Here is an 18741-nt window from a genome sequence, read left to right as displayed (position 1 = left end):
CGGCGTCGGTCAGTACTTGCGGTTGGGCAGTGCTTCCTTGGCCTGCTCCTGGGTGAAGGTGGTCTCCTCGGTCTCGATCCGAGGCGCCACCTGCTCGCCAGCGTGCACCTTCTTGGCCAGGTCCATCAGCTGCGGGCCGAGCAGCGGGCTGCATTCCGCGATGAAGTTGAACTTCCCGTCGGCGAGAGCCTGCATGCCGTCCTTGACAGCGTCGACAGTGATGATGGTGATGTCCTTGCCGGGCACCTTGCCGGCAGCGGTGATCGCCTCGAGTGCGCCCAGGCCCATGTCGTCGTTGTGCGCGAACAACACGTCGATCTTCGGGTTGGCCTTGAGGAACTGCTCCATGACCTGCTTGCCGCCCGCGCGGGTGAAGTCACCCGGCTGGGAGGCGATGACCTTCAGGTTCGGGTTGGCGGCGATGGCCTCGGCGAAGCCCTTCTTGCGGTCGTTCGCCGGCGCCGCGCCGGTGTTGCCCTGCAACTCGACGATGTTCACCGGGCCCGAGGCGGTCTTCTTCTGCTCGACCAGCCACTCACCCGCGAGCCGGCCCTCCTTGACGAAGTCCGAGCCGAGGAAGGTCTTGTACAGGCTCTTGTCGGCCGAGTCCACCGAGCGGTCGGTCAGGATGACCGGGATGTCGGCGTCCTTGGCCTCCTTGAGCACGGTGTCCCACCCGGACTCCACCACCGGCGAGAAGGCGATCACGTCGACCTTCTGCTGGATGTAGTTGCGGATCGCCTTGATCTGGTTTTCCTGCTTCTGCTGAGCGTCGTCGAACTTCAGCTCGATCCCGGCCGCAGCGGCGGCATCCTTGATCGAGGTGGTGTTCGCGGTACGCCAGCCGCTCTCCGCACCGACCTGGGAGAAGCCCATCGTGATCTTGCCGTCGTCCTTGGAACCGCCGCCGCCGGTGTCGCTGTTGCCGCAGGCCGCCACGCCGCCGACGAGCAGCACGCTGGCGAGGACCGCGGCAGCGCGCCACGGAGCGGACTGCGTTCGCATCTTTCTCATCGGATCTCCTTGGCTCATGTGGTGGGAAACCGCGCCAACCGCCGAGGTGCGAAAGAGCGGCGTACGCGGGTGGTGCGTACTGGTGCGTGCTGGTGCGTCGGTGGTGCTTCGGTGGTGCAGACCAGCGGGCTTCGACCTGGCCGAATGGTCAGGAACCCGCGGGTGCGACTGGTTGTTGACCGTAGACGTTCTGGTAACGGTCATAAAGAGCATCGATGTCTGCCTGCGCCATCGGCACCGGCTGCCCCAGTGCGCGGGCCAGATGCGCGGTACGGGCCACGTCCTCGCACATGACCGCAGCCTTGACCGCGGCGCGGGCGTCGCGCCCGATGGTGAAGACGCCGTGGTTCTGCATCAGCACCGCAGGCGAGCGGTGACCGGCCAGCGTAGCGACGATGCCCTTGCCGATGTCGTCACCGCCGATCAGAGCGAACGGGCCGATCGGGATCTCCCCGCCGAACTCGTCGGCCTGGGCGGTGAGGTGGCACGGGATCGCCTCGCCGCAGGCGGCCCAGGCGGTGGCGTACGAGCTGTGCGTGTGCACGACCCCACCGACCTCGGGCATGGCCCGGTAGACGTAGGCGTGCGCGGCGGTGTCACTGGACGGGGTGAAGTCGCCCTCGACGAGAGCACCGTCGAGGTCACACACCACCATGTTGTCGGCGGTGAGGTCGTCGTAGCTGACGCCGCTCGGCTTGATCACCAGGAGGTCCTGGCCGGGAACCCGCGCGGAGACGTTGCCGGACGTCCAGGCGACCAGGCCGTACCGGGTCAGCTCGGAGTGCAGGCGTGCGACGGTCTCGCGCAGCTCACGGATCTGTCGGGTCACCTCAGTGCTCATGCGACCACCTCCAACGCGGCCTCGGGTGCGGCCGCAGCGGTTCCGGCTGCCGCGTTGCGGATTGCCCGCAGGCGCAGCATGACGTCGTTGCCGCCGCGACCGAAGTGGTCGTGCAGCGTCCGGTACTCGGCGTAGAGGGCGTCGTAGGCACGCGCCCGCTCGGGATCCGGTCGGTACACGGCCTCGTGCACCCGACCCATCGCCTGCGACGCCTCGTGGACCGTGGGGAACTCGCCAGCTGCCACGGCGGCGTGGATCGCCGATCCCAGCGCCGGCCCCTGCGTCGAGGCGATGATGTTCAGTGGCCGCTTGGTCACGTCGGCGTAGATCTGCATCAGCAGCGCGTTGTTGGTGAGGCCGCCGGCGATCACGAGGTCGTTCACCGCGACTCCGGCCTCGACGAACGCCTCGATGATCATCCGAGTGCCGTACGCGGTGGATTCCAGCAGCGCCCGGTAGATGTCCTGCGGCCGGGTGGCCAGGGTCATTCCGACGATCATCCCGCTGAGGTCGTGGTTGACCAGCAGTGAACGGTTGCCGTTCCACCAGTCCAGGGCGATCAGACCGTGCGCGCCGACCGGCTGGCTCGCGGCCAGCTCGGTGAGGCGTTCGTGCGAGTCGACGCCGGCCGGAGCCGCGTGCTCGACGAACCAGCCGAAGATGTCGCCGACACCGCTCTGCCCGGCCTCGTAACCCCACGCGCCGGGGCTGATGCCGCCGTCCACGACACCGCACATACCGGCCACCTCGGCGACCTGGGCGCCGTTGACCACGTGACAGGTCGAGGTGCCCATGATGGCGACGAGCCGGCCGGGCTCCACGGCCTGCGCGGACGCCGCGGTGACGTGCGCGTCGACGTTGCCGACGGCGACCGCGATCCCCTCCGGCAGGCCGGTCCAGGCGGCGGCGCGCGCGGTGAGCGAGCCGGCCCGGGCGCCCAGGGGCAGCAACGGACCGTCCAGCTTGGTCACGAAGTCGCCGAACCCGGGATTGAGCGCGGTCAGGAAGTCCTCACTGGGGTACTGACCGTCCTGGAGGATTCCCTTGTAACCGGCCGTGCAGACGTTGCGGGTCTCGGTGCCGCAGAGCTGCCAGACGATCCAGTCGGCCGCCTCGATGAACCGCTCGGCGCGGTGGTAGACCTCGGGGTCCTCCTCCAGCATCTGGAGCCCCTTGGCGTACTGCCACTCGGCGGAGATCTTGCCGCCGTACCGGCCGATCCACGGCTCGGCCCGCTCGTGGGCCAGCGCGTTGATCCGGTCGGCGTGCGTCTGCGCCGCGTGGTGCTTCCACAGCTTGACCCAGGCGTGCGGCCGGTCGCGCAGCTCGGGATCCTCGCAGAGCGGGATGCCGTCGGCGGTCGTCGGCAGCACCGTGCAGGCGGTGAAGTCGATGCCGATGCCGACGATCGCGGCCGGATCCACCCCTGCGGCGGACACCGCCGCCGGGACGGCGTACCGCAACACGTCGCGGTAGTCCTCCGGGTTCTGCAGGGCCCAGTCCGGGGGAAGCGGTCGACCTCCCGGAAGCGCCGTGCTGATCACTGCGTCGCCGTACTCGTGCACCGCGGTCCCCAACTCGGCACCATCACCGACACGGACCACCAGAGCGCGCCCGGACAGGGTGCCGTAGTCGACACCGACGACATAGCGGTCGCCTGCTCCGTCCACACGGTTCATGTTCACCTCCACCGTTAACGGGGATAGTGTTAACGCTCACATCCAGCCTCGTCAAGACATCTACCCGCAACAGCTCCGTAACGGAACGCCGAAGGTGGGCCGACTCGGGAGGGTCGATAACGGACCGGCGCAAAAGGCGCGAATCCGGTGCCGGGCCTTTCCTCTGCACTCCGGGTGGGGTTGCCGCGCGGACCGGTCGACGCCCGGCTGCCTCTCGGCGGACCGGACGACAAGGTCCCACCCTCCACCACCACGAGACGGCCGTCCGACGGCGACCGCGTGCCGCTCGCCGATGATGTTGGCGATAACATCATCGAGGCCTCACGATCTCTTGATCAGATCTACGGAACCGGAGCCGACGGTCGCGCGGGCTCATCGGCGAGCGCCCCGGCGGGCGACCGGCGCATCTCATGATCGGACAACCGGCGGGTGTTATCGATAACATTCGACGTTTCAGCGGTGGCTGCGTCGGTCGCGTGCCCTCGGGTCGGACGGACGCTCAAGGGCGGCCTCCCCCGCCCGGCGCCGTGGCGCGACGCGGGCAGTGGCGTGGCCACGTCGTGCGGCCTGGTAGATCCACTCGCGTTATTGAAATCGGGGGGTCCGCGGCGCGGCGACAGGCCGAATGCATGAAACCCGAGTCGGTCAAGCCTTCGCGACGCCGCCAGCCCTGCACCACCTCGACCCCGTCCCGCGCGACGTGGACAGCCGGCGGCTCGGCCCAGTGGGCCGAGCCGCCGGCTGTCCGTCGCGATGGCGGGGACATCGGGCGCCGGTCAGGATCAGGTCGCTCGACTGCGGTTGTACAGGGTCTTGGCCCAGAGGAAGGAGAGCGCGCTGATGACGACGCACCAGATCACCGCGATGATCCCGTTGGCACCGATCCCGGTGCCGAGGAGCAGGCCGCGGAGGGTTTCCATGACGGGCGTGAAGGGCTGGTAGTCGGCGAACCATCGGACCGCTGTGGGCATGGAGTCGGTGGGGACGAACCCGCTGCCGAGGAACGGCAGGAGGATCAGTGGCATGGGCAGGTTGCTGGCCGTCTCGACACTGTCGCTGACCAGGCCGAGGGCGACCGACAGCCAGGCCAGCGCAAAGGTGATCATGGAGAGGACGCCGATGGCGGCGAGCCACTCGACCGGGTTGGCCGTGGGCCGGAACCCGACGAGCAGCGCCACACCGGTGACGGCCGCGAGGCTGAGCAGGGTCTGGACCAGGCTGCCCAGGACGTGTCCGGTGAGGACCGACGGTCGGAAGATCGCCATCGTTCGGAACCGGGCGATGATGCCCTCGGTCATGTCCATCGCGACCGAGATGGCGGTGCCCTGCGCCGCGCTGGCCACGGTGATGAGCAGGATGCCCGGCGTGACGTAGTTGGCGTACTGGGAACGGTCGCCGGTCGGCCCGAGGCCGGCGCCGAGCGTGCCACCGAAGACGTAGACGAAGAGCAGCAGGGTGATGACCGGGACGCCGACGAGCAGCAGGGTCATCGACGGGTAGCGCCGCATGTGCAGGAGGTTGCGCCGCAGCATCGTGCTCGAGTCACGGACGGCGAGGGAGAGGGTGCTCATCGCGCTGGAGCCCTTTCGTGGTCGGGGCGGCCGGCGCGGGTGTCCGGCTGGCCGGTGAGGGTGAGGAAGACGTCGTCGAGATCGGGGGTGTGCACGGAGAGCCCGGCCACGGTGATGGAGGCGCGATCGAGCTGGTCGAGCAGGGACCGCAGCGTGCCGACCCCGCCGTCACTCGGCACCTGGAGGGTGAGCGCGGCGTCGTCGCGGGTGGCGGCGGCGAACGCGCGGGCCGCCGAATCGAGCCCTTCCTGATCGGCGAACTGGAGTACGACGTGGCCACCCGGGATGAGCCGCTTGAGTTCGCGCGGCGTGCCCTCGGCGATCAGCCGGCCGTGGTCGAGGAAGGCGACGCGGTCGGCGAGATGGTCGGCCTCCTCCAGGTACTGCGTGGTGAGCAGGATGGTGACGCCCTCGGCGACGAGGTTGCGGATGATCTGCCACATGGCCCGGCGGCTGCGCGGGTCGAGGCCGGTGGTCGGCTCGTCGAGGAAGATGACGCGGGGCTCACCGACCAGGGTCATCGCAAGGTCGAGCCGTCGGCGCATGCCGCCGGAGTACGTCGACACCGGTTTGCCCGCCGCCTCCACCAGGTCGAACTGGTCGAGCAGGTCGGCGATCCGTCGCCGGCCGGCCGCCTTGCCCAGGTGACACAGGTCGGCCATCAGGTTCAGGTTCTCCCGCCCGGTGAGCAGGTTGTCGACGGCGGAGAACTGGCCGGTGACGCCGATCAGTTCGCGTACGGCGTTGGGCTCTCGGGCCAGGTCGTGGCCGAAGACGCGGGCGTGGCCGCCGTCGGCGTTGATCAGCGTGGAGAGGATCTGCACGGTGGTGGTCTTGCCGGCACCGTTGGGGCCGAGCAACGCGAAGATCGTTCCCTCGGTGATCATGAGGTCGATGCCGTCCAGCACGACCTTGTCGCCGTAGGACTTCCGCAGGTCGGTGGCGACGATTGCGGGTTTCGTGGAGCTGGTCATGGTCTCCTCTTTGCGGTCTGTGTGGCAGCGGATCAGGCGCGGCGGATCATGATGTCGCCGTAGGCGGTGTTCGCCCGGACCTCGACCGTCTCGTCGGTCTGCGCCGGGCTGTCGGCGGTTTCCAGGGCGTTGTGTACGCGGCCGTGCTTGGAGCTGACGTCGAGCCAGGCGGCGGTCCCCCGACGGATGCCGACCTCGATGGCCCCGTACGAGGTGTTCAGGTCGATCGATCCCCGTGCGACCTCGCCCAGCCGGAGGTTGCCGTAGGCGGTGCGTGCCGTCACCGAGGCCGTCGACGTGTCGAGGGTGATGTCGCCGTACGCGGTGTTGACCCGGACGTCGCCGCCGCTACGGCCGATCCAGCAGTCGCCGGAGGAGTTCTTGATCTCGGCGGTGCCGTCGACCGCACCGATGCGCACCTTGCCGGACGAAGCCTTCACCCGGGCGTCACCGGCGACGCGCTCCACGGCGACCTCACCGTGGCTGCTGTCGATGTCCAGCGGGCCGGTCTCGTCGAGCCGGATCCCACTTCCGGTCTTGATCCGGCACTCGCCGAGCCGGCCCTCGCAGCGGAATGCCGCCCACGACGACTCGGCCTGCACCCGCGACCCGGTCGGCAACTCGATCAGGACGTCGACCGACGGGCCGGGGCCGAAGCCGTAGCGGCGCCAACTCTTCGACACCCTGATCAGCAGTTTTCCGGCGGCGTACTCGACGGTGCACTGTTCGGCGGTGCTCACGTCGGCCCTGCTCGACGGGTCGCGGGGCCGCACCGTCACCACAGTGTCGGTGCGGTCGGTCGCGCTGATCCAGACATCCCCGACGGGCAACTCGATCTGGACGGAGATGGGCTCTGGCGTTTCGAAAACAGGCATGGTGGTCTCCCGAAAGGTGGTCGGTGAATGTCGCCGCTGGTCAGCGGCGCGAAAACAAAGGGGTACGGAGGGTCAGCGGGCCCAGCCGGTGAAGTGCTGCCCGGAGCGCGGCTCCACCCGCCGGGGTGGACGACGTTCGGTGTCGCCCGCCCCGATGGCACCGGCGACGGCTCGCACCAGCCAGGCGTTGACCGACAGCCCGGCTCGCCCGGCGGCCTCCTCGACGCTGGCCTTCAGGTGGTCGGGGAGCCGGAGGTTGATCCGTGAGGTGCCGCCGTCGTCGCCGTCCGGTGGGAGCACCGGCGCAGGGGGTGCCTGCGGCCCGGTGGCCTCGCTCGGCTCGTCGAGCGGCGGGCTGGCCGGGGTGACCACGAAGTCAGGTTCGCGCCCACGCAGCCGGACGTGCACCGAGCCCGGTGCCAGCTCGCGGGTGATCTCGTCGGCTGCGTCGGACAGCGCCTCCAGCAGGGTGAGTCGGGTAGCGGCCTCCAGTTGGGCGAAGAGCCGCTCGGCCAGCGCGCGGCCGTCCGCGTCGACGCCCTCCGCAGCCACGGCGAACTCGTCACGCAGGTTCTCGACGTATGACCTCAGCTCCATGGCACCATCATGGCACCATTTTGGCTCAACATGCAACACCCATGGCTCAAGGTGATGCCATTGGCTCCGTCACGGTCCGGCCGGCAGGCGCTCAGAGGCCACCGAACGAGCGCCTGACCAGGCGATTCGCGTCTTCCTGGCTCAGTCCTATGGCCACCAGAAGGTCGCTGACCGTCGTACGAACCTGCGCCACCACCACCGCACCGGAGAAGCCGACGCCCTCCCGGTAGGCGTGACCGGCCGTCTCGACCGCCAACAGGGCCTGCTTGCGCGCCCGGTCCGGCTCGTCACCCGCGGCGAACTGCCGCTTGAGCAGCCGGACGGCCTCGGCGAGATCGGCCACCGCCCTCGGCAGCGGCTCCGGGACCGGTTCGCGGTCCTCGATCAGCGTCACCGACCGACGGATCAACGTTCCGCTGTTGCGCATCGCCCGGTCGATCGGCTCCGCCGCCTGCGCATAGCGGCCCACCGGCCCCCGTCGCTGGTGCCAGTGCACCGGTGACAGGGTGCTGGCCTCCCGGGCGCCCTGGGTCGCCTCGACGAACGCCTTCAGCGGGCCCTTGTTCTGCCGCAGCTCGCTGCGGGCGGTACGCGCGCGAGCGGCATCACGCTCGGCCAGCGCGTCGGCGGTGGCGTCGAGCTGGGCGGCCAGGAGATCCAATGCCGGGCGCGCGGCCCGGTTGAGCACCCGCAGCGGGTTCAGCGGCAGCAGCACGGCGGTGACCAGCAGCGCCACCCCTCCCCCGACGAGCGCGTCCACGAACCGGGGAACCTCCAGGTCGCGGATCGACGGGCTGAGCGTGGCGATGAGCACCGCCGTCGCGCCAGCCTGGATCACCACCGCGGCACTGCCCGCGAGGAACAACGCGACCATGATCGCCAGCACGACGATCAGGGCGAGTTGCCACCAGCCGGTGCCGATCACCAGGAGCAGCAGATCGCCGATCAGCACCCCGACGGTGACGCCGAGGATCAGCTCGACGGTGCGACGCAGCCGTTGACCGACGGACGCGGCGAGGGTCGAGACGGCGGAGATCGGCGCGAACACCGGCTGCGACACGTGCAGCAGCTCGTGCGCCACGAACCAGGACAGCGCCGCAGCCAGCCCGGCCTGCAGGGCGAGGCCGCCGACGGCGCGTACCCGGCGGAACCGCTCCCGCACCGTGTCCAGCGCACGGTCCAGCAGCCGGGCCGCGGTGTTCGCCAGGCCGCCGTGGGCGGTGTCCCCGGCACGTGCCGGAACGCCACCGTCCGCTCCGCGCCGACCGGCAGCGACCATGGCCGCACCTACCCCACCCTGGTCGGATCAATCCCCTCCCCCGCCGATCGATCGGCGCCAGCGAGCAGGCGCGCGACGGCCGGGCCGACGGTAGGCTCCACGACCGTGACGTTCGCTCGGCTGATCGACGAGCACCGCGACGAGCTGACCGCCCACTGCTACCGGATGCTCGGTTCCTTCCACGACGCCGAGGACGCGGTGCAGGAGACGCTGACGCGGGCCTGGCAGAACCAGCACCGGTACGAGGATCGCGGCACTCTGCGAGCCTGGCTCTACAAGATCGCCACCAACCGGTGCCTGAGCATGATCGAGGGCCGGGGTCGCCGCCGGGAGCTGCCGACCGACCTGACCCCGGGCGCCGCCGCCGTGGCCGAGACGGCCTGGCTCGGACCGTACCCGGACCGACGCTCCTTGCCTCCGGAACAGCGGGACCCGGCGCAGCGGGTGATCGACAGCGAGCACCTGGAGCTCGCCTTCGTCGCGTCGCTGCAACACCTGCCCGGCCGACAGCGGGCCGTGCTGCTGCTGCGGGAGGTGCTCGGCTACCCCGCCGCCGAGGTGGCCGACCTGCTCGGCACCTCCACCCCGGCGGTCAACAGCGCCCTGCAACGGGCCCGACGGGTCGTGGACGCGCTGCGCCCGGCCGAGAGCCAGCAGGCGGAGCTGAGCAGCCTCGGCGACGACACCGTGCGCGAACTGGCACGGCGGTACGTGACCGCGTGGGAGCGCGGCGACGTCGAGGCCATCCTGGCGATGCTCACCGACGACGCCCGGTACTCGATGCCGCCGCTGCCCCGGTGGTACGAGGGCCGCGACGCCATCCGAGAGTTCCTGCTGGACGGCCCGTTGGCGGTGCGGTGGCGGTTCGTCCCGACGTACGCGAACGGGCAGCTCGCCTTCGGGACGTACCTCTGGAACCCGGAAGCGTCGGTCTTCACGGCGGCGGCGCTGGACGTCGTCGCGCTGCGCGGCGACCGGATCGCCGAGGTGGTGTCGTTCCTGACCCCGGAGACCCTGCCCATGTGCGGTCTGCCGACCCACCTGGATCAGGCTGAGCAGATCCGGTCGGCACACGGCGATGAGTTTGTCGCTCCGCGCGGGTTGTAGAGGTGAGAGCAACCCGACGCACGAGGGAGCACCATGGCCGACGACGAGACACAGATCCGCGAGCTGATCGAGCGGTGGGTGCAGGCGGTCCATGCCGGTGACCTGCCCGGCGTCCTCGCCCGCCACTCCGCGGACATCGTCATGTACGACGTACCCCCGCCGCATGAGGGGGTCCGGGGCATCGAGGCGTACGAGCGGACCTGGCCCGACTTCTTCCGGTGGCAGGCGTCGGGGGCCGTCTTCGAGCTGACCAGCCTCGACATCACCGCCGGCGACACCCTCGCCTACGCCAACGCGCTGCTGCGCTGCGGCACCCCCGAGGACCTCGCCAGGCGGCCCGAGCTCCTGCTGCGCCTGACTCTCGGGCTGCGCAAGGAGAACGGCTCGTGGGTCGTGGCGCACGAGCACCACTCGTTCGCCGACGACAGCGGCGCCGACGACCGCGAGACCTCCGAGCGGGAGGTGTGGTCACTGCACGAGCGCTGGTACGAGGCCACCGAGGCGAAGGATCTCGACGGGATCATGGAGCCCGTCGCCGCGACGGTCGTGTCGTACGAGCACGAACTGCCGCTGGAGTACGTCGGCCGCGACGAGGTTCGCGAGGTCTGCGCCAACGGCCTCGACGCCAGCACCGGCATCGTCACCTGGACCGTTCCGGACCTGGCGGTCATCGCCCGCGACGACCTGGCCGTGTCGTGGGGCCTCAACCGGATGACCGCGCAGCAGCCGGACGGCACCACGATCGTGAGCTGGTCGCGGGGCACCCGCGTCTTCCAGCGGGCCGGTCGGGGCTGGGAGATGATCCACCAGCACGTGTCGTTCCCCTTCGACCCGGGCACCGGGCAGGCGAGGACGGACCTGACACCCGACCGGGAGCACTGAGCCTCGCCAACGGTCACCAACCCGCTCCCGTCAGCTCGTGCGGTTGAGGCCGTCCGCATCGGGTAGACGGGGCTGCCGAGCGCCTCGGGGGGTCGTCGCATGGATCAGCGCGGTTGAGGGGGTCGGACATCCCCCGCGATGTCGTGGAGCTGCGGGTGCACGGCGTCTCGGGCGCGAGCGCCGCACAGGTGCTCGACCTTCAGCAGACGGCGCAGGTCGCGGGTGACCGCAGCGGTGGCTTCTACCGGCCGCGGTCCCGGTGCGAGGACAGCACCGGCGCGCACGGAGTGACGCTGGAGGCGTACCGCTGGGGTGATCTGCCGTCCGGGACCGTGGCCCGCACCCTGGCGGTGGTCTTCCTGCTGCCCTTCATGCTGGTCAACGTCGCGATCTGGATGCGCCCGGCGAACCCTGGCTCCGAGGCGGTGGTCAAGTCGCTGTGCCGGCTGCTGGCGCTCACGCTCACCGTGCTGTACGTGCTCGCCATCGCCGGCGTCGCAGTGGATCTGGTCGGCTGGAAATGCCTCTCCTCGCCGCGCTGCCTGGCCGGGCGCAGCTGGTTGTCCTGGCTGAGCGGACGACCGGTCGGACTGCGACTGGCGGTGCTCGCGCTGGTCCCGGCCGCCGCGATCGGCCTGATCTGGCGGATCAGCAACCGCCCGGGTCGGACGTTCGAGGCGTTTCGCGCACCCGATCGGGAGTTCTCGGGGTCGCGGCTCGGCACCGTCGGGCAGTGGGACGCCGAGCCGCTGGTGGGCCGGCTGCGCTCCATCCATGTCGCCGCCGCGTTCGCGACGCTGGACCTCACCCTGCTCCTGGCCCGGGCCGCGAGCGGCGCCACGGCGATCACGATCACGCTGACGGTCGTCACCGCAGTGGTACTGGTGGTCTGCGCGGTGCTGCTCTGCACGCCACCGTTGATCGACCGGGCCGCCGGGGACCCGCGGCTCGACCGGGTCACCCGTACTCTGCGGACCGTCGCCGTCGTCCTGACCGTCGTCGTCCTGGCTCACCTGGCGACCGGTCCACCGCAGTGGCACGAGGGGCACGGACTACCCGGCTACGAGACGCACCTGGCCGGGTTGTTCGTCGCACAGACGGCGCTGCTGGCCGCTCTGGGCGTGGTGCTGCTCTGCCGCCGGAATCGCGGCGCCACCCCGCTGTTCGGGCTGGGCGCCCTCGTGGTCGCGGCCACCGGGATCAGCCTGGCGGTGGCGTACTCAGCGGAGTTGGTCTACCGGGTGGCGGACTTCCTCGATCGCGACGTGCCGACCGGGGAGGGCATCGCGACCGGTCCGCCTCGGGCGTACACCTGGGCGATCTACGGCTTCTTCCGGGCGCTGCTGGCCACCGTGATCGTCGCCGGCCTCGTCATCGTGCTCTCCCGGCGCAGTCGGCGCCGATCCGCGGCGGCGATCGTCGCCCACGACTACCCGGACGCCCCGGCCGAGGCCGGGCCGCGACTGCGGCAGGTCCGGGACGCGATCGCCCGGGCTCGCTTCACCGAGAAACTGGTGCCGCTGGCCGTGCTCTACGGCTGTCTCACCGGACTCGCCACGGCAACCACCACCGTCGGCCTGCTGGGGCAGTTCCCGGACGACGTCATCGAGCGGAACGTCGGTCTGCCCGCGGACTCGGTCATCTTCGGCATCGCGTTCGGCAGCTGGGTGATCGCGGCGATCATCCTCGGCCTGCTCGTCGGGGGCATCTTCGCCTACCGGACCGTGCCGTTCCGTCGGCACATCGGTGTCCTCTGGGACCTCGGCACCTTCTGGCCTCGGGCCGCCCACCCGTTCGCGCCGCCCTGCTATTCCGAGCGGGCCGTGCCGGAGCTGGCCCGCCGCATCACGTACCTCGTCGGGCGCGGCGACGCGGTGCTGCTCACCGGGCACAGCCACGGCTCGGTCCTGCTCGCCGCGACGGTGCTCCAGTTGCCGCCGCACGTCGGCGGTCGGGTCGCTCTGCTCACCCACGGGTCACCGCTGCGCCGCCTCTACGCGCGGCTCTTCCCCGCGTACGTCGACGACGCGGCGCTGCACGAGATCGGCCACCGGGTCGGTTGGCGGTGGGTGAACCTGTGGAGTGACGCCGACCCCATCGGCGGCTGGATCTTCTCCGCTCACCGGCCGCACGCGCCGGCCTGCGCCAGCGGCCCGGCCGCCACGGTGGATCGCCGGTATCGCGACCCTCGCGACGTGGTGACGCCGCCCAGCGACAGCGTCCCCCCACCCATCCAGGGACACTGGCCGGGCGAGTCCGACCAGCACTTCACCGAGGTGGTCCGGGAGTTGGTGCAGCGTCTCGGGCGAGCCGATCCGCCAGACACCCCGACGTAGCGTCAGCGACCGCCGGCCGTCCGGGCGCGCCAGTCGTCGAGACGCGTACCGGCGATGCGGGCGCCGTCGGTGGAAACGAGGGAGCGTTCGCCCAGCTTGGCGCCGAAGTAGCGGGCGTCGGGGTCGGCCACCACCGAACGAGGGTCCTGCCGGGCGGCGAGCATCGACCGGCCCAGTTCGTCGAGACGGAACTGCTCCGGGCCGGCGACCTCGACCACGGCGTTCGTCGGCGCTGCGACCACGGCCTCGGCCACCGCGGCCGCGACGTCGTCCGCGGCCATCGGCTGGATGAGCACCGGCGCGAGGTGCACGGTGTCATCGTCCGTGCCGGCGTCGATGATGCCCTGGAGGAACTCGAAGAACTGGGTGGCGTGCACGATCGAGTACGGGGTTCCGGACGCGACGATGAGCTTCTCCTGGGCGACCTTCGCCCGCATGTAACCGCTGTCCGGGATCCGGTCACAACCGACGATGGAGAGCGCGACGTAGTGGCCCACCCCTGCGTCCGACGCGGCGGCGAGGAGCGTCCGGGTGGACGTCTCGAAGAACTCCAGCACGGCCTTGTCCTCGAACGACGGCGAGCTCGACACGTCCACGACGACCTCGGCGCCGGTGAGCACGTCGGCGACTCCCTCGCCGGTCAGTGTGTTCACGCCGGTCTTCGGCGAAGCCGGCACCGCCTCGTGGCCCTGTCCGGCGAGGCTGTCCACGAGCTTGGAACCGATGAGGCCGCTGCCTCCGATGACGACGATCTTCATGGCCGTACCACGTCCTGTCTGCACCTGGTCGAATCGTGCTGCCAACCAGTAAGACGGAAAGCGTGCGCCGATGCAGGACAATCGCGGGAGAACTGTTCCACCCGCTTCCCGGAGGTCGACGTGGCTACGGTGTCCCACCCGGTGTTCGCCCGGGTCTACGAGCGGCTCAGCGTCGCCATGGACCGTGCCGGCACGGCGGAGTTCCGGCGGGACCTGGTCGCCGGTCTGTCCGGCCGGGTGATCGAGGTCGGCGCGGGCAACGGGCGGATGTTCTCCCACTACCCGCCGGGGGTGAGCGAGGTCGTCGCGGTCGAGCCGGAACGCCGGCTACGGGCCGCCGCCGAGCGCGCGGCACCGACCGCGCCGGTTCCGATCACTGTCGTCGACGGCCTGGCCGAGAGCCTGCCGGCACGCGACGGCGAGTTCGACGCGGCGGTGGTCGCGTTGGTGTTGTGCACCGTGCCCGATCAGGCGAGCGCGCTGGCCGAGATCGGCCGGACGCTACGCCCCGGTGGCGAGTTGCGGTTCTTCGAGCACGTCGCCGCGGACGAGGCCAGCAGGCTGCACCGGACCCAGCGGCTGCTCGACGCGACACTGTGGCCGAAGCTGTTCGCCGGCTGCCACACCGGCCGGGACACCATCGCCGCGATCACGGACGCAGGGTTCGTGATCGAGGAGCTGCGCCGGTTCCATTTTCCGGCTGGCAGCAACAGCCCGTCCTCGCCCTGCGTACACGGGCGCGCGACCTGGCCGGCGGCCCGATAGTGGAGGCGGCCGACCCGCTGCCCTGAGATCGGGCGGCGCGAGGTCGAACCGGCGCGGGTCGTCGTGGCAGTGGGCCGGGGCGCAAACGCGAGACCGTCGAACGCGAACGTGAGGTCCAATCCTATTTGTACGGACGACTGCGGTCGATTATTCCGTTTTGCGGGCATTCACTCGGTGTGCGTGATGTGGTGGTCAGCGCCGCTTGTCGGCGCCATATCGGCCGTAACGCGCGCAGGACACGGCTCACGAGACGCGTTCCCGCGAGTAGTACCCACGGAGGATGTTCTGTGACAGTGAAACCGAGACTCGGCCTACGGCGGCGGGTGGTGTTGCCGGCGCTCGCGGCCGGAACCGCCGCTACAGTGGCGGCGAGCCTACTGCTCTTCAGCTCGACTGCCGCCAGCGCGCAGGAAGCGCCGGTGAACCTCGGGACGGCGGCGAACTTCTCCGTCCTGGCCGGGGCCGAGCCCACCAACACCGGCGCCAGCTTCCTGGCGCAGAGCCTCGGGCGGTTCCCAGGAAACACCGCGGCCGGCTTCGAAACGGCGACCATCGGTGGCGAGATCCACCTCGGCGACGCGGTCGCTCTCCAAGCCCAGAGCGACCTGACCATCGCCTTCAACGACGCCGCCGGTCGGACCCCGTTCACCAACCTGCCCGCAGAACTCGGCGGCAACACGCTCAACGAAGGGGTCTATCGGATCGGGGCGGCCCAGCTCACCGGACCGTTGACCCTCAACGGGCAGGGCGACCCCTCGGCCGTGTTCATCTTCCAGGTCGACTCCTCGTTGACGACGGCGTCGAACAGCAGCGTCGTGCTGATCAACGGGGCTTCGGCCTGCAACGTGTTCTGGAAGATCGGCAGTTCGGCGACGATCGGCACGGGGACGACCTTCGTCGGCACCATCATGGCGCAGGCGGCGATCACGATGGCCACGGGCGCGACCCTCCAGGGCCGCGCGCTGGCACGAACCGAGGCGGTCACCCTCGACAACAACGTCATCACCGCACCGGTGTGTGCGGGACCGACCGGTCCGCCCGGACCCACCGGCCCCGCCGGCCCGTCCGGCCCGCCCGGCAGCCCCGGCGCACCCGGCAGCCCCGGCGCACCCGGCAGCCCCGGCGCACCCGGTAGCCCAGGAGCACCCGGCAGCCCCGGTGCACCGGGAACGCCTGGCAGCCCTGGAGCACCCGGAGCGCCGGGCAGCCCCGGAGCCCCCGGCAGCCCCGGAGCGCCTGGCAGCCCCGGAGCGCCTGGTAGCCCTGGTGGCAAGGGCCCCATCCTGCCGGTGACCGGCGGCAGTGTGGTCCCGGCCATGACGGGCATCGGAAGTGTGATGGTCGTGCTGGGCGCGTTCGCGTTCTTCCTCGCGCGGCGTCGACGTCAGGAGTCCTGATCGGTGGTCCGGCCGGTGAACTGCCGGCCGGACCACTCCAGGCACTGTCATCCCGTTCGTCGTCGGCCCACTCCCGATCAGGGGTGGGCCGACGACGGGTGTGGCGGTGCCCGCGAGCATGTCAGGCAGGGTTCGGGTCGACACCCCGGCGGGGCAGGCCGGCCAGCCAGTCGTCCAGTTCCGCCGGGGAGCGCAGCAACACCACGGGCGGCACGGAAGCGTCGCTCCGCCAGGCCCGCATCCGCCGTCGCGTCCGACCGAACGCGGTGGCGTGCCACAGCAGGATCGAGTCCCCGGACAGCACACTGCCCAACGACTCACGGTTGCCGTTGCAGATCTCCTCACCCGTCACCACCCGACGTACGGTGCGCCGCAGCAGCTGCCAGAACGAGCGCCACCGTGGATAGTCCAGGCCGACCACCAGGTCGGCACGGGCCAGCGGAACGTCCCGCCAGCCGTGGTACGCCCCGTCGATGATCCAGCGGTCCCGTCGGCAGACTTCCTCGATCCTGCTGCGCTGCTGGGCGACCGGCACCTCGACCCAGCCCGGCTGCCAGACCAGGTCGTCCACCGGATACCAGGGCAGCCCTAGGTGGTCGGCCAGCCGTGCGGCGAGGGTGGACTTGCCGGAGCCGTACACGCCGTAGATCAGGATGCGACGCGGTGCGCTCATCGCGGCAGCGTACGACGCGAAGGAAAATCGTTTGTCGTACCCGGTGCGCTCGGCGAGAGTGGCGTCCATGACGTACTGACGGACTCCCTCCCCGCTCCGCCCCCGGTGACGCCTCCCGGCGGTGTGACGTCGTCCGTTTCCACCTTCTCAGCGAGAAGTGAGTACCCCTTGTCTGAGCACCACCCCCCTCGGATTTCCACACCCTCCCCCACCTGTGCCTCCGTCGCGGTGTTCGCGTCGGCCGCGAGTTGGATCGAGTCCGCTGCGCTCGCGCAGTGTCAGCAGGTGGCCGCCCTCGACGGCATGGTCCACGTTGCCGCGATGCCGGACCTGCACCCGGGCAAGGGCGCCCCCATCGGCGCGGCCATGGCGTCGACGGTGCTGTACCCGTTCCTGGTCGGATCGGACATCGGCTGCGGCATCGCCGTGTTCCCCATCAAGCTCAAGCGGGCCGTACCGGAGCGGCTGGCCTCCCGGTTCCCCGACCTCGACCACGCCCTGGACCCGGAGCGGGACGCCGACGACCCGGCCTGGGCCGTCGTTCAGGGCGACGTCCCGGCCGGTCACCTCGATGGCCTGGGGACCGTCGGCCGAGGCAACCACTTCGTCGAGCTGGCCCGCGTCGGCGCCGTTTTCGACCCGGGTCACGCGAGTCGGCTCGGGCTCGACGCCGGCGATCTCGTGCTGGTCGTACACAGTGGTTCGCGCGGTCTGGGCGAGCGGATCCTGCGGGCGCACACCGAGGCCCACGGCGCCGGTGCCGCCCCCGACCCCGCCGCCTACCTGGCGCGGCACGACGACGCTGTGCGCTGGGGTTCGCTCAACCGCCGGGTGCTGGCGGCCCGGGTCGCGTACGCGTTGGGGGCCGAGCCCACCGACCCGATCGTCGACCAGTGCCACAACCTGGTCGAGATCCGCGACGGGGTGTACCTGCATCGCAAGGGCGCGGCGCCGGGTGACGGCCGCGACGTCCTCGTCGCCGGGACGCGGGGGACGGCGTCCTATCTGGTGGCCGCCCACGCAGGGCCGGAGGCCAACCACTCCGTGGCGCACGGCGCCGGCCGCAAGATGTCACGCGCCGACGCGCTGCGCCGGGGCCGCGCCAAGCACACGGTGGAGGAGCTGCGCCGCACACCGGTGGGCTCGCTGGTGGTGTGCGGCGACCGTCAACTGCTCTTCGAGGAGGCGCCCACCGCCTACAAGCGCATCGAGCAGGTGATCGCCGACCTCGTCGAGCACCAGCTGGCCACGCCGGTGGTCACCACGATTCCCCTGGTCACCTACAAGACGCCCGACCTCGGGTCCACGGCGCGGTCCGACCGGCGGGGCCACCGCGGCAGGCGAGGCGGGTCGTGAGCACGCTCCTGCTGCTGTCCGCCGGACGCGGGCCGCAGGAATGCGCCTGGGCGCTGGCCCAGCTCCTGCACCGCCTCAACGCCGACGGCAGCCGGCGAGGTCTGACCATCCGGCAGGTCAAGGCCGTGCCCGGTGACCGGGCCGGCACCTACCGGTCGGTGCTCATCGAGATCTCCGGCGCCGACGCGGAGACGTTCGCCGGGTCGTGGACCGGGACACTCTGCTGGCAGGCCCCCAGCCCTTACCGGACGAGCGTCGGTCGGAAGAACTGGTACGTCACCGCCCAGCCGCCCCGCCTCGACGCCGCGCCGACGACGTTCTCGGAGGCGGACGTCGACATCGTCGCCTGTCGCACCGGCGGGCCCGGCGGTCAGCACCGCAACAAGGCCAGCACGGCGGTGCGGGCGACGCACCGTCCGTCGGGCATCGTCGTGGTGGTGGACGAGGAGCGGCAGTTCAGCCTCAACCGTCGGATCGCCCTGCAACTGCTGCGGGACCGCATCGAGCAGGGCGACGAGACAGCGCGGCGTGCCGTCACGACCGCGCGGTGGCGCATCCACGACGAACTGGTACGCGGCGACCCCGTGCGGGTGGAACGTCCGGAGCCGCAGCGTCCGGGCAGCCGAGGCTGACGCGC

General features: G+C 70.9%; 17 protein-coding genes. 7 read left to right on the top strand and 10 right to left on the bottom strand.

What is annotated here, in order from left to right; genetic code table 11:
* Positions 1-9 precede the first annotated feature (9 nt).
* The 8 genes from FBZ33_RS08280 to FBZ33_RS08245 form a co-directional block, all read right to left on the bottom strand.
* A complete protein-coding gene (locus FBZ33_RS08280) occupies positions 10-1014 on the bottom strand; it encodes an ABC transporter substrate-binding protein (protein WP_370452996.1) in 1005 nt (334 codons plus the stop codon).
* A 148-nt stretch (positions 1015-1162) separates the two neighbouring features.
* Positions 1163-1855: an L-ribulose-5-phosphate 4-epimerase gene (locus tag FBZ33_RS08275; RefSeq protein WP_141908586.1), complete on the bottom strand. Its 693-nt coding sequence runs from the start codon at positions 1853-1855 to the stop codon at positions 1163-1165.
* A complete protein-coding gene (gene araB, locus FBZ33_RS08270; protein WP_141908585.1) occupies positions 1852-3534 on the bottom strand; it encodes a ribulokinase in 1683 nt (560 codons plus the stop codon). The genes FBZ33_RS08275 and araB overlap by 4 nt, the downstream gene beginning before the upstream one ends.
* A 782-nt stretch (positions 3535-4316) precedes the next feature.
* On the bottom strand, positions 4317-5105 hold the full coding sequence (locus FBZ33_RS08265) for an ABC transporter permease (protein ID WP_088947115.1): 789 nt from the start codon (positions 5103-5105) through the stop codon (positions 4317-4319).
* Positions 5102-6079, bottom strand: coding sequence for an ATP-binding cassette domain-containing protein (locus FBZ33_RS08260; protein WP_141908584.1), 978 nt, complete (start codon positions 6077-6079; stop codon positions 5102-5104). The genes FBZ33_RS08265 and FBZ33_RS08260 overlap by 4 nt, the downstream gene beginning before the upstream one ends.
* Before the next feature lie 32 nt (positions 6080-6111).
* Positions 6112-6954, bottom strand: a complete 843-nt coding sequence (locus FBZ33_RS08255; protein WP_141908583.1) for a DUF4097 family beta strand repeat-containing protein — start codon at positions 6952-6954, stop codon at positions 6112-6114.
* A 72-nt stretch (positions 6955-7026) separates the two neighbouring features.
* Positions 7027-7551 (bottom strand): hypothetical protein, encoded by a 525-nt coding sequence (locus FBZ33_RS08250; protein WP_141908582.1) that lies wholly within the window; start codon positions 7549-7551, stop codon positions 7027-7029.
* A 91-nt stretch (positions 7552-7642) separates the two neighbouring features.
* Complete coding sequence (locus FBZ33_RS08245; RefSeq protein ID WP_141908581.1) at positions 7643-8830, bottom strand: aromatic acid exporter family protein; 1188 nt, start codon at positions 8828-8830, stop codon at positions 7643-7645.
* Positions 8831-8860: 30 nt separating this feature from the next.
* On the opposite strand from FBZ33_RS08245, the gene FBZ33_RS08240 reads away from it, so the two are divergent.
* The 3 genes from FBZ33_RS08240 to FBZ33_RS08230 all read left to right on the top strand — a co-directional run bounded on the left by FBZ33_RS08240 (position 8861) and on the right by FBZ33_RS08230 (position 13155).
* Complete coding sequence (locus FBZ33_RS08240) at positions 8861-9937, top strand: sigma-70 family RNA polymerase sigma factor (RefSeq protein WP_141912506.1); 1077 nt, start codon at positions 8861-8863, stop codon at positions 9935-9937.
* A gap of 33 nt (positions 9938-9970) precedes the next feature.
* Positions 9971-10819 carry a nuclear transport factor 2 family protein gene (locus FBZ33_RS08235; RefSeq protein ID WP_141908580.1) on the top strand — a complete coding sequence of 283 codons (849 nt, stop codon included), beginning with the start codon at positions 9971-9973 and terminating at the stop codon, positions 10817-10819.
* 113 nt (positions 10820-10932) lie between these two features.
* Complete coding sequence (locus FBZ33_RS08230; protein ID WP_141908579.1) at positions 10933-13155, top strand: hypothetical protein; 2223 nt, start codon at positions 10933-10935, stop codon at positions 13153-13155.
* A gap of 2 nt (positions 13156-13157) precedes the next feature.
* Here FBZ33_RS08230 and FBZ33_RS08225 read toward each other — a convergent pair whose 3' ends face one another.
* Positions 13158-13937, bottom strand: coding sequence for an SDR family oxidoreductase (locus tag FBZ33_RS08225; RefSeq protein WP_255508767.1), 780 nt, complete (start codon positions 13935-13937; stop codon positions 13158-13160).
* Between the two features lie 96 nt (positions 13938-14033).
* Here FBZ33_RS08225 and FBZ33_RS08220 point away from each other — a divergent pair, with 96 nt between their 5' ends.
* Both FBZ33_RS08220 and FBZ33_RS08215 read left to right on the top strand, forming a co-directional pair.
* A complete protein-coding gene (locus tag FBZ33_RS08220) occupies positions 14034-14678 on the top strand; it encodes a class I SAM-dependent methyltransferase (RefSeq protein WP_255508766.1) in 645 nt (214 codons plus the stop codon).
* A gap of 287 nt (positions 14679-14965) precedes the next feature.
* The gene (locus FBZ33_RS08215; RefSeq protein ID WP_141908578.1) at positions 14966-16075 is read left to right on the top strand and encodes an ice-binding family protein; all 1110 of its coding nucleotides are present in this window, start codon (positions 14966-14968) and stop codon (positions 16073-16075) included.
* A 121-nt stretch (positions 16076-16196) separates the two neighbouring features.
* Here FBZ33_RS08215 and FBZ33_RS08210 read toward each other — a convergent pair whose 3' ends face one another.
* Positions 16197-16748: an adenylate kinase gene (locus FBZ33_RS08210; protein WP_141908577.1), complete on the bottom strand. Its 552-nt coding sequence runs from the start codon at positions 16746-16748 to the stop codon at positions 16197-16199.
* A gap of 168 nt (positions 16749-16916) precedes the next feature.
* Here FBZ33_RS08210 and FBZ33_RS08205 point away from each other — a divergent pair, with 168 nt between their 5' ends.
* A complete protein-coding gene (locus FBZ33_RS08205; RefSeq protein WP_141908576.1) occupies positions 16917-18104 on the top strand; it encodes an RNA ligase RtcB family protein in 1188 nt (395 codons plus the stop codon).
* Positions 18101-18736 (top strand): peptide chain release factor H, encoded by a 636-nt coding sequence (gene prfH, locus FBZ33_RS08200; RefSeq protein ID WP_141908575.1) that lies wholly within the window; start codon positions 18101-18103, stop codon positions 18734-18736. The genes FBZ33_RS08205 and prfH overlap by 4 nt, the downstream gene beginning before the upstream one ends.
* The last annotated feature ends 5 nt before the right edge of the window (positions 18737-18741 follow it).

It is taken from the genome of Micromonospora sp. A202 (assembly GCF_006715105.1).
GTDB lineage: Bacteria > Actinomycetota > Actinomycetes > Mycobacteriales > Micromonosporaceae > Micromonospora > Micromonospora zamorensis.
Note: the sequence above shows the minus strand (reverse complement) of the source record. Positions and strands in the feature narration are given on the sequence as shown.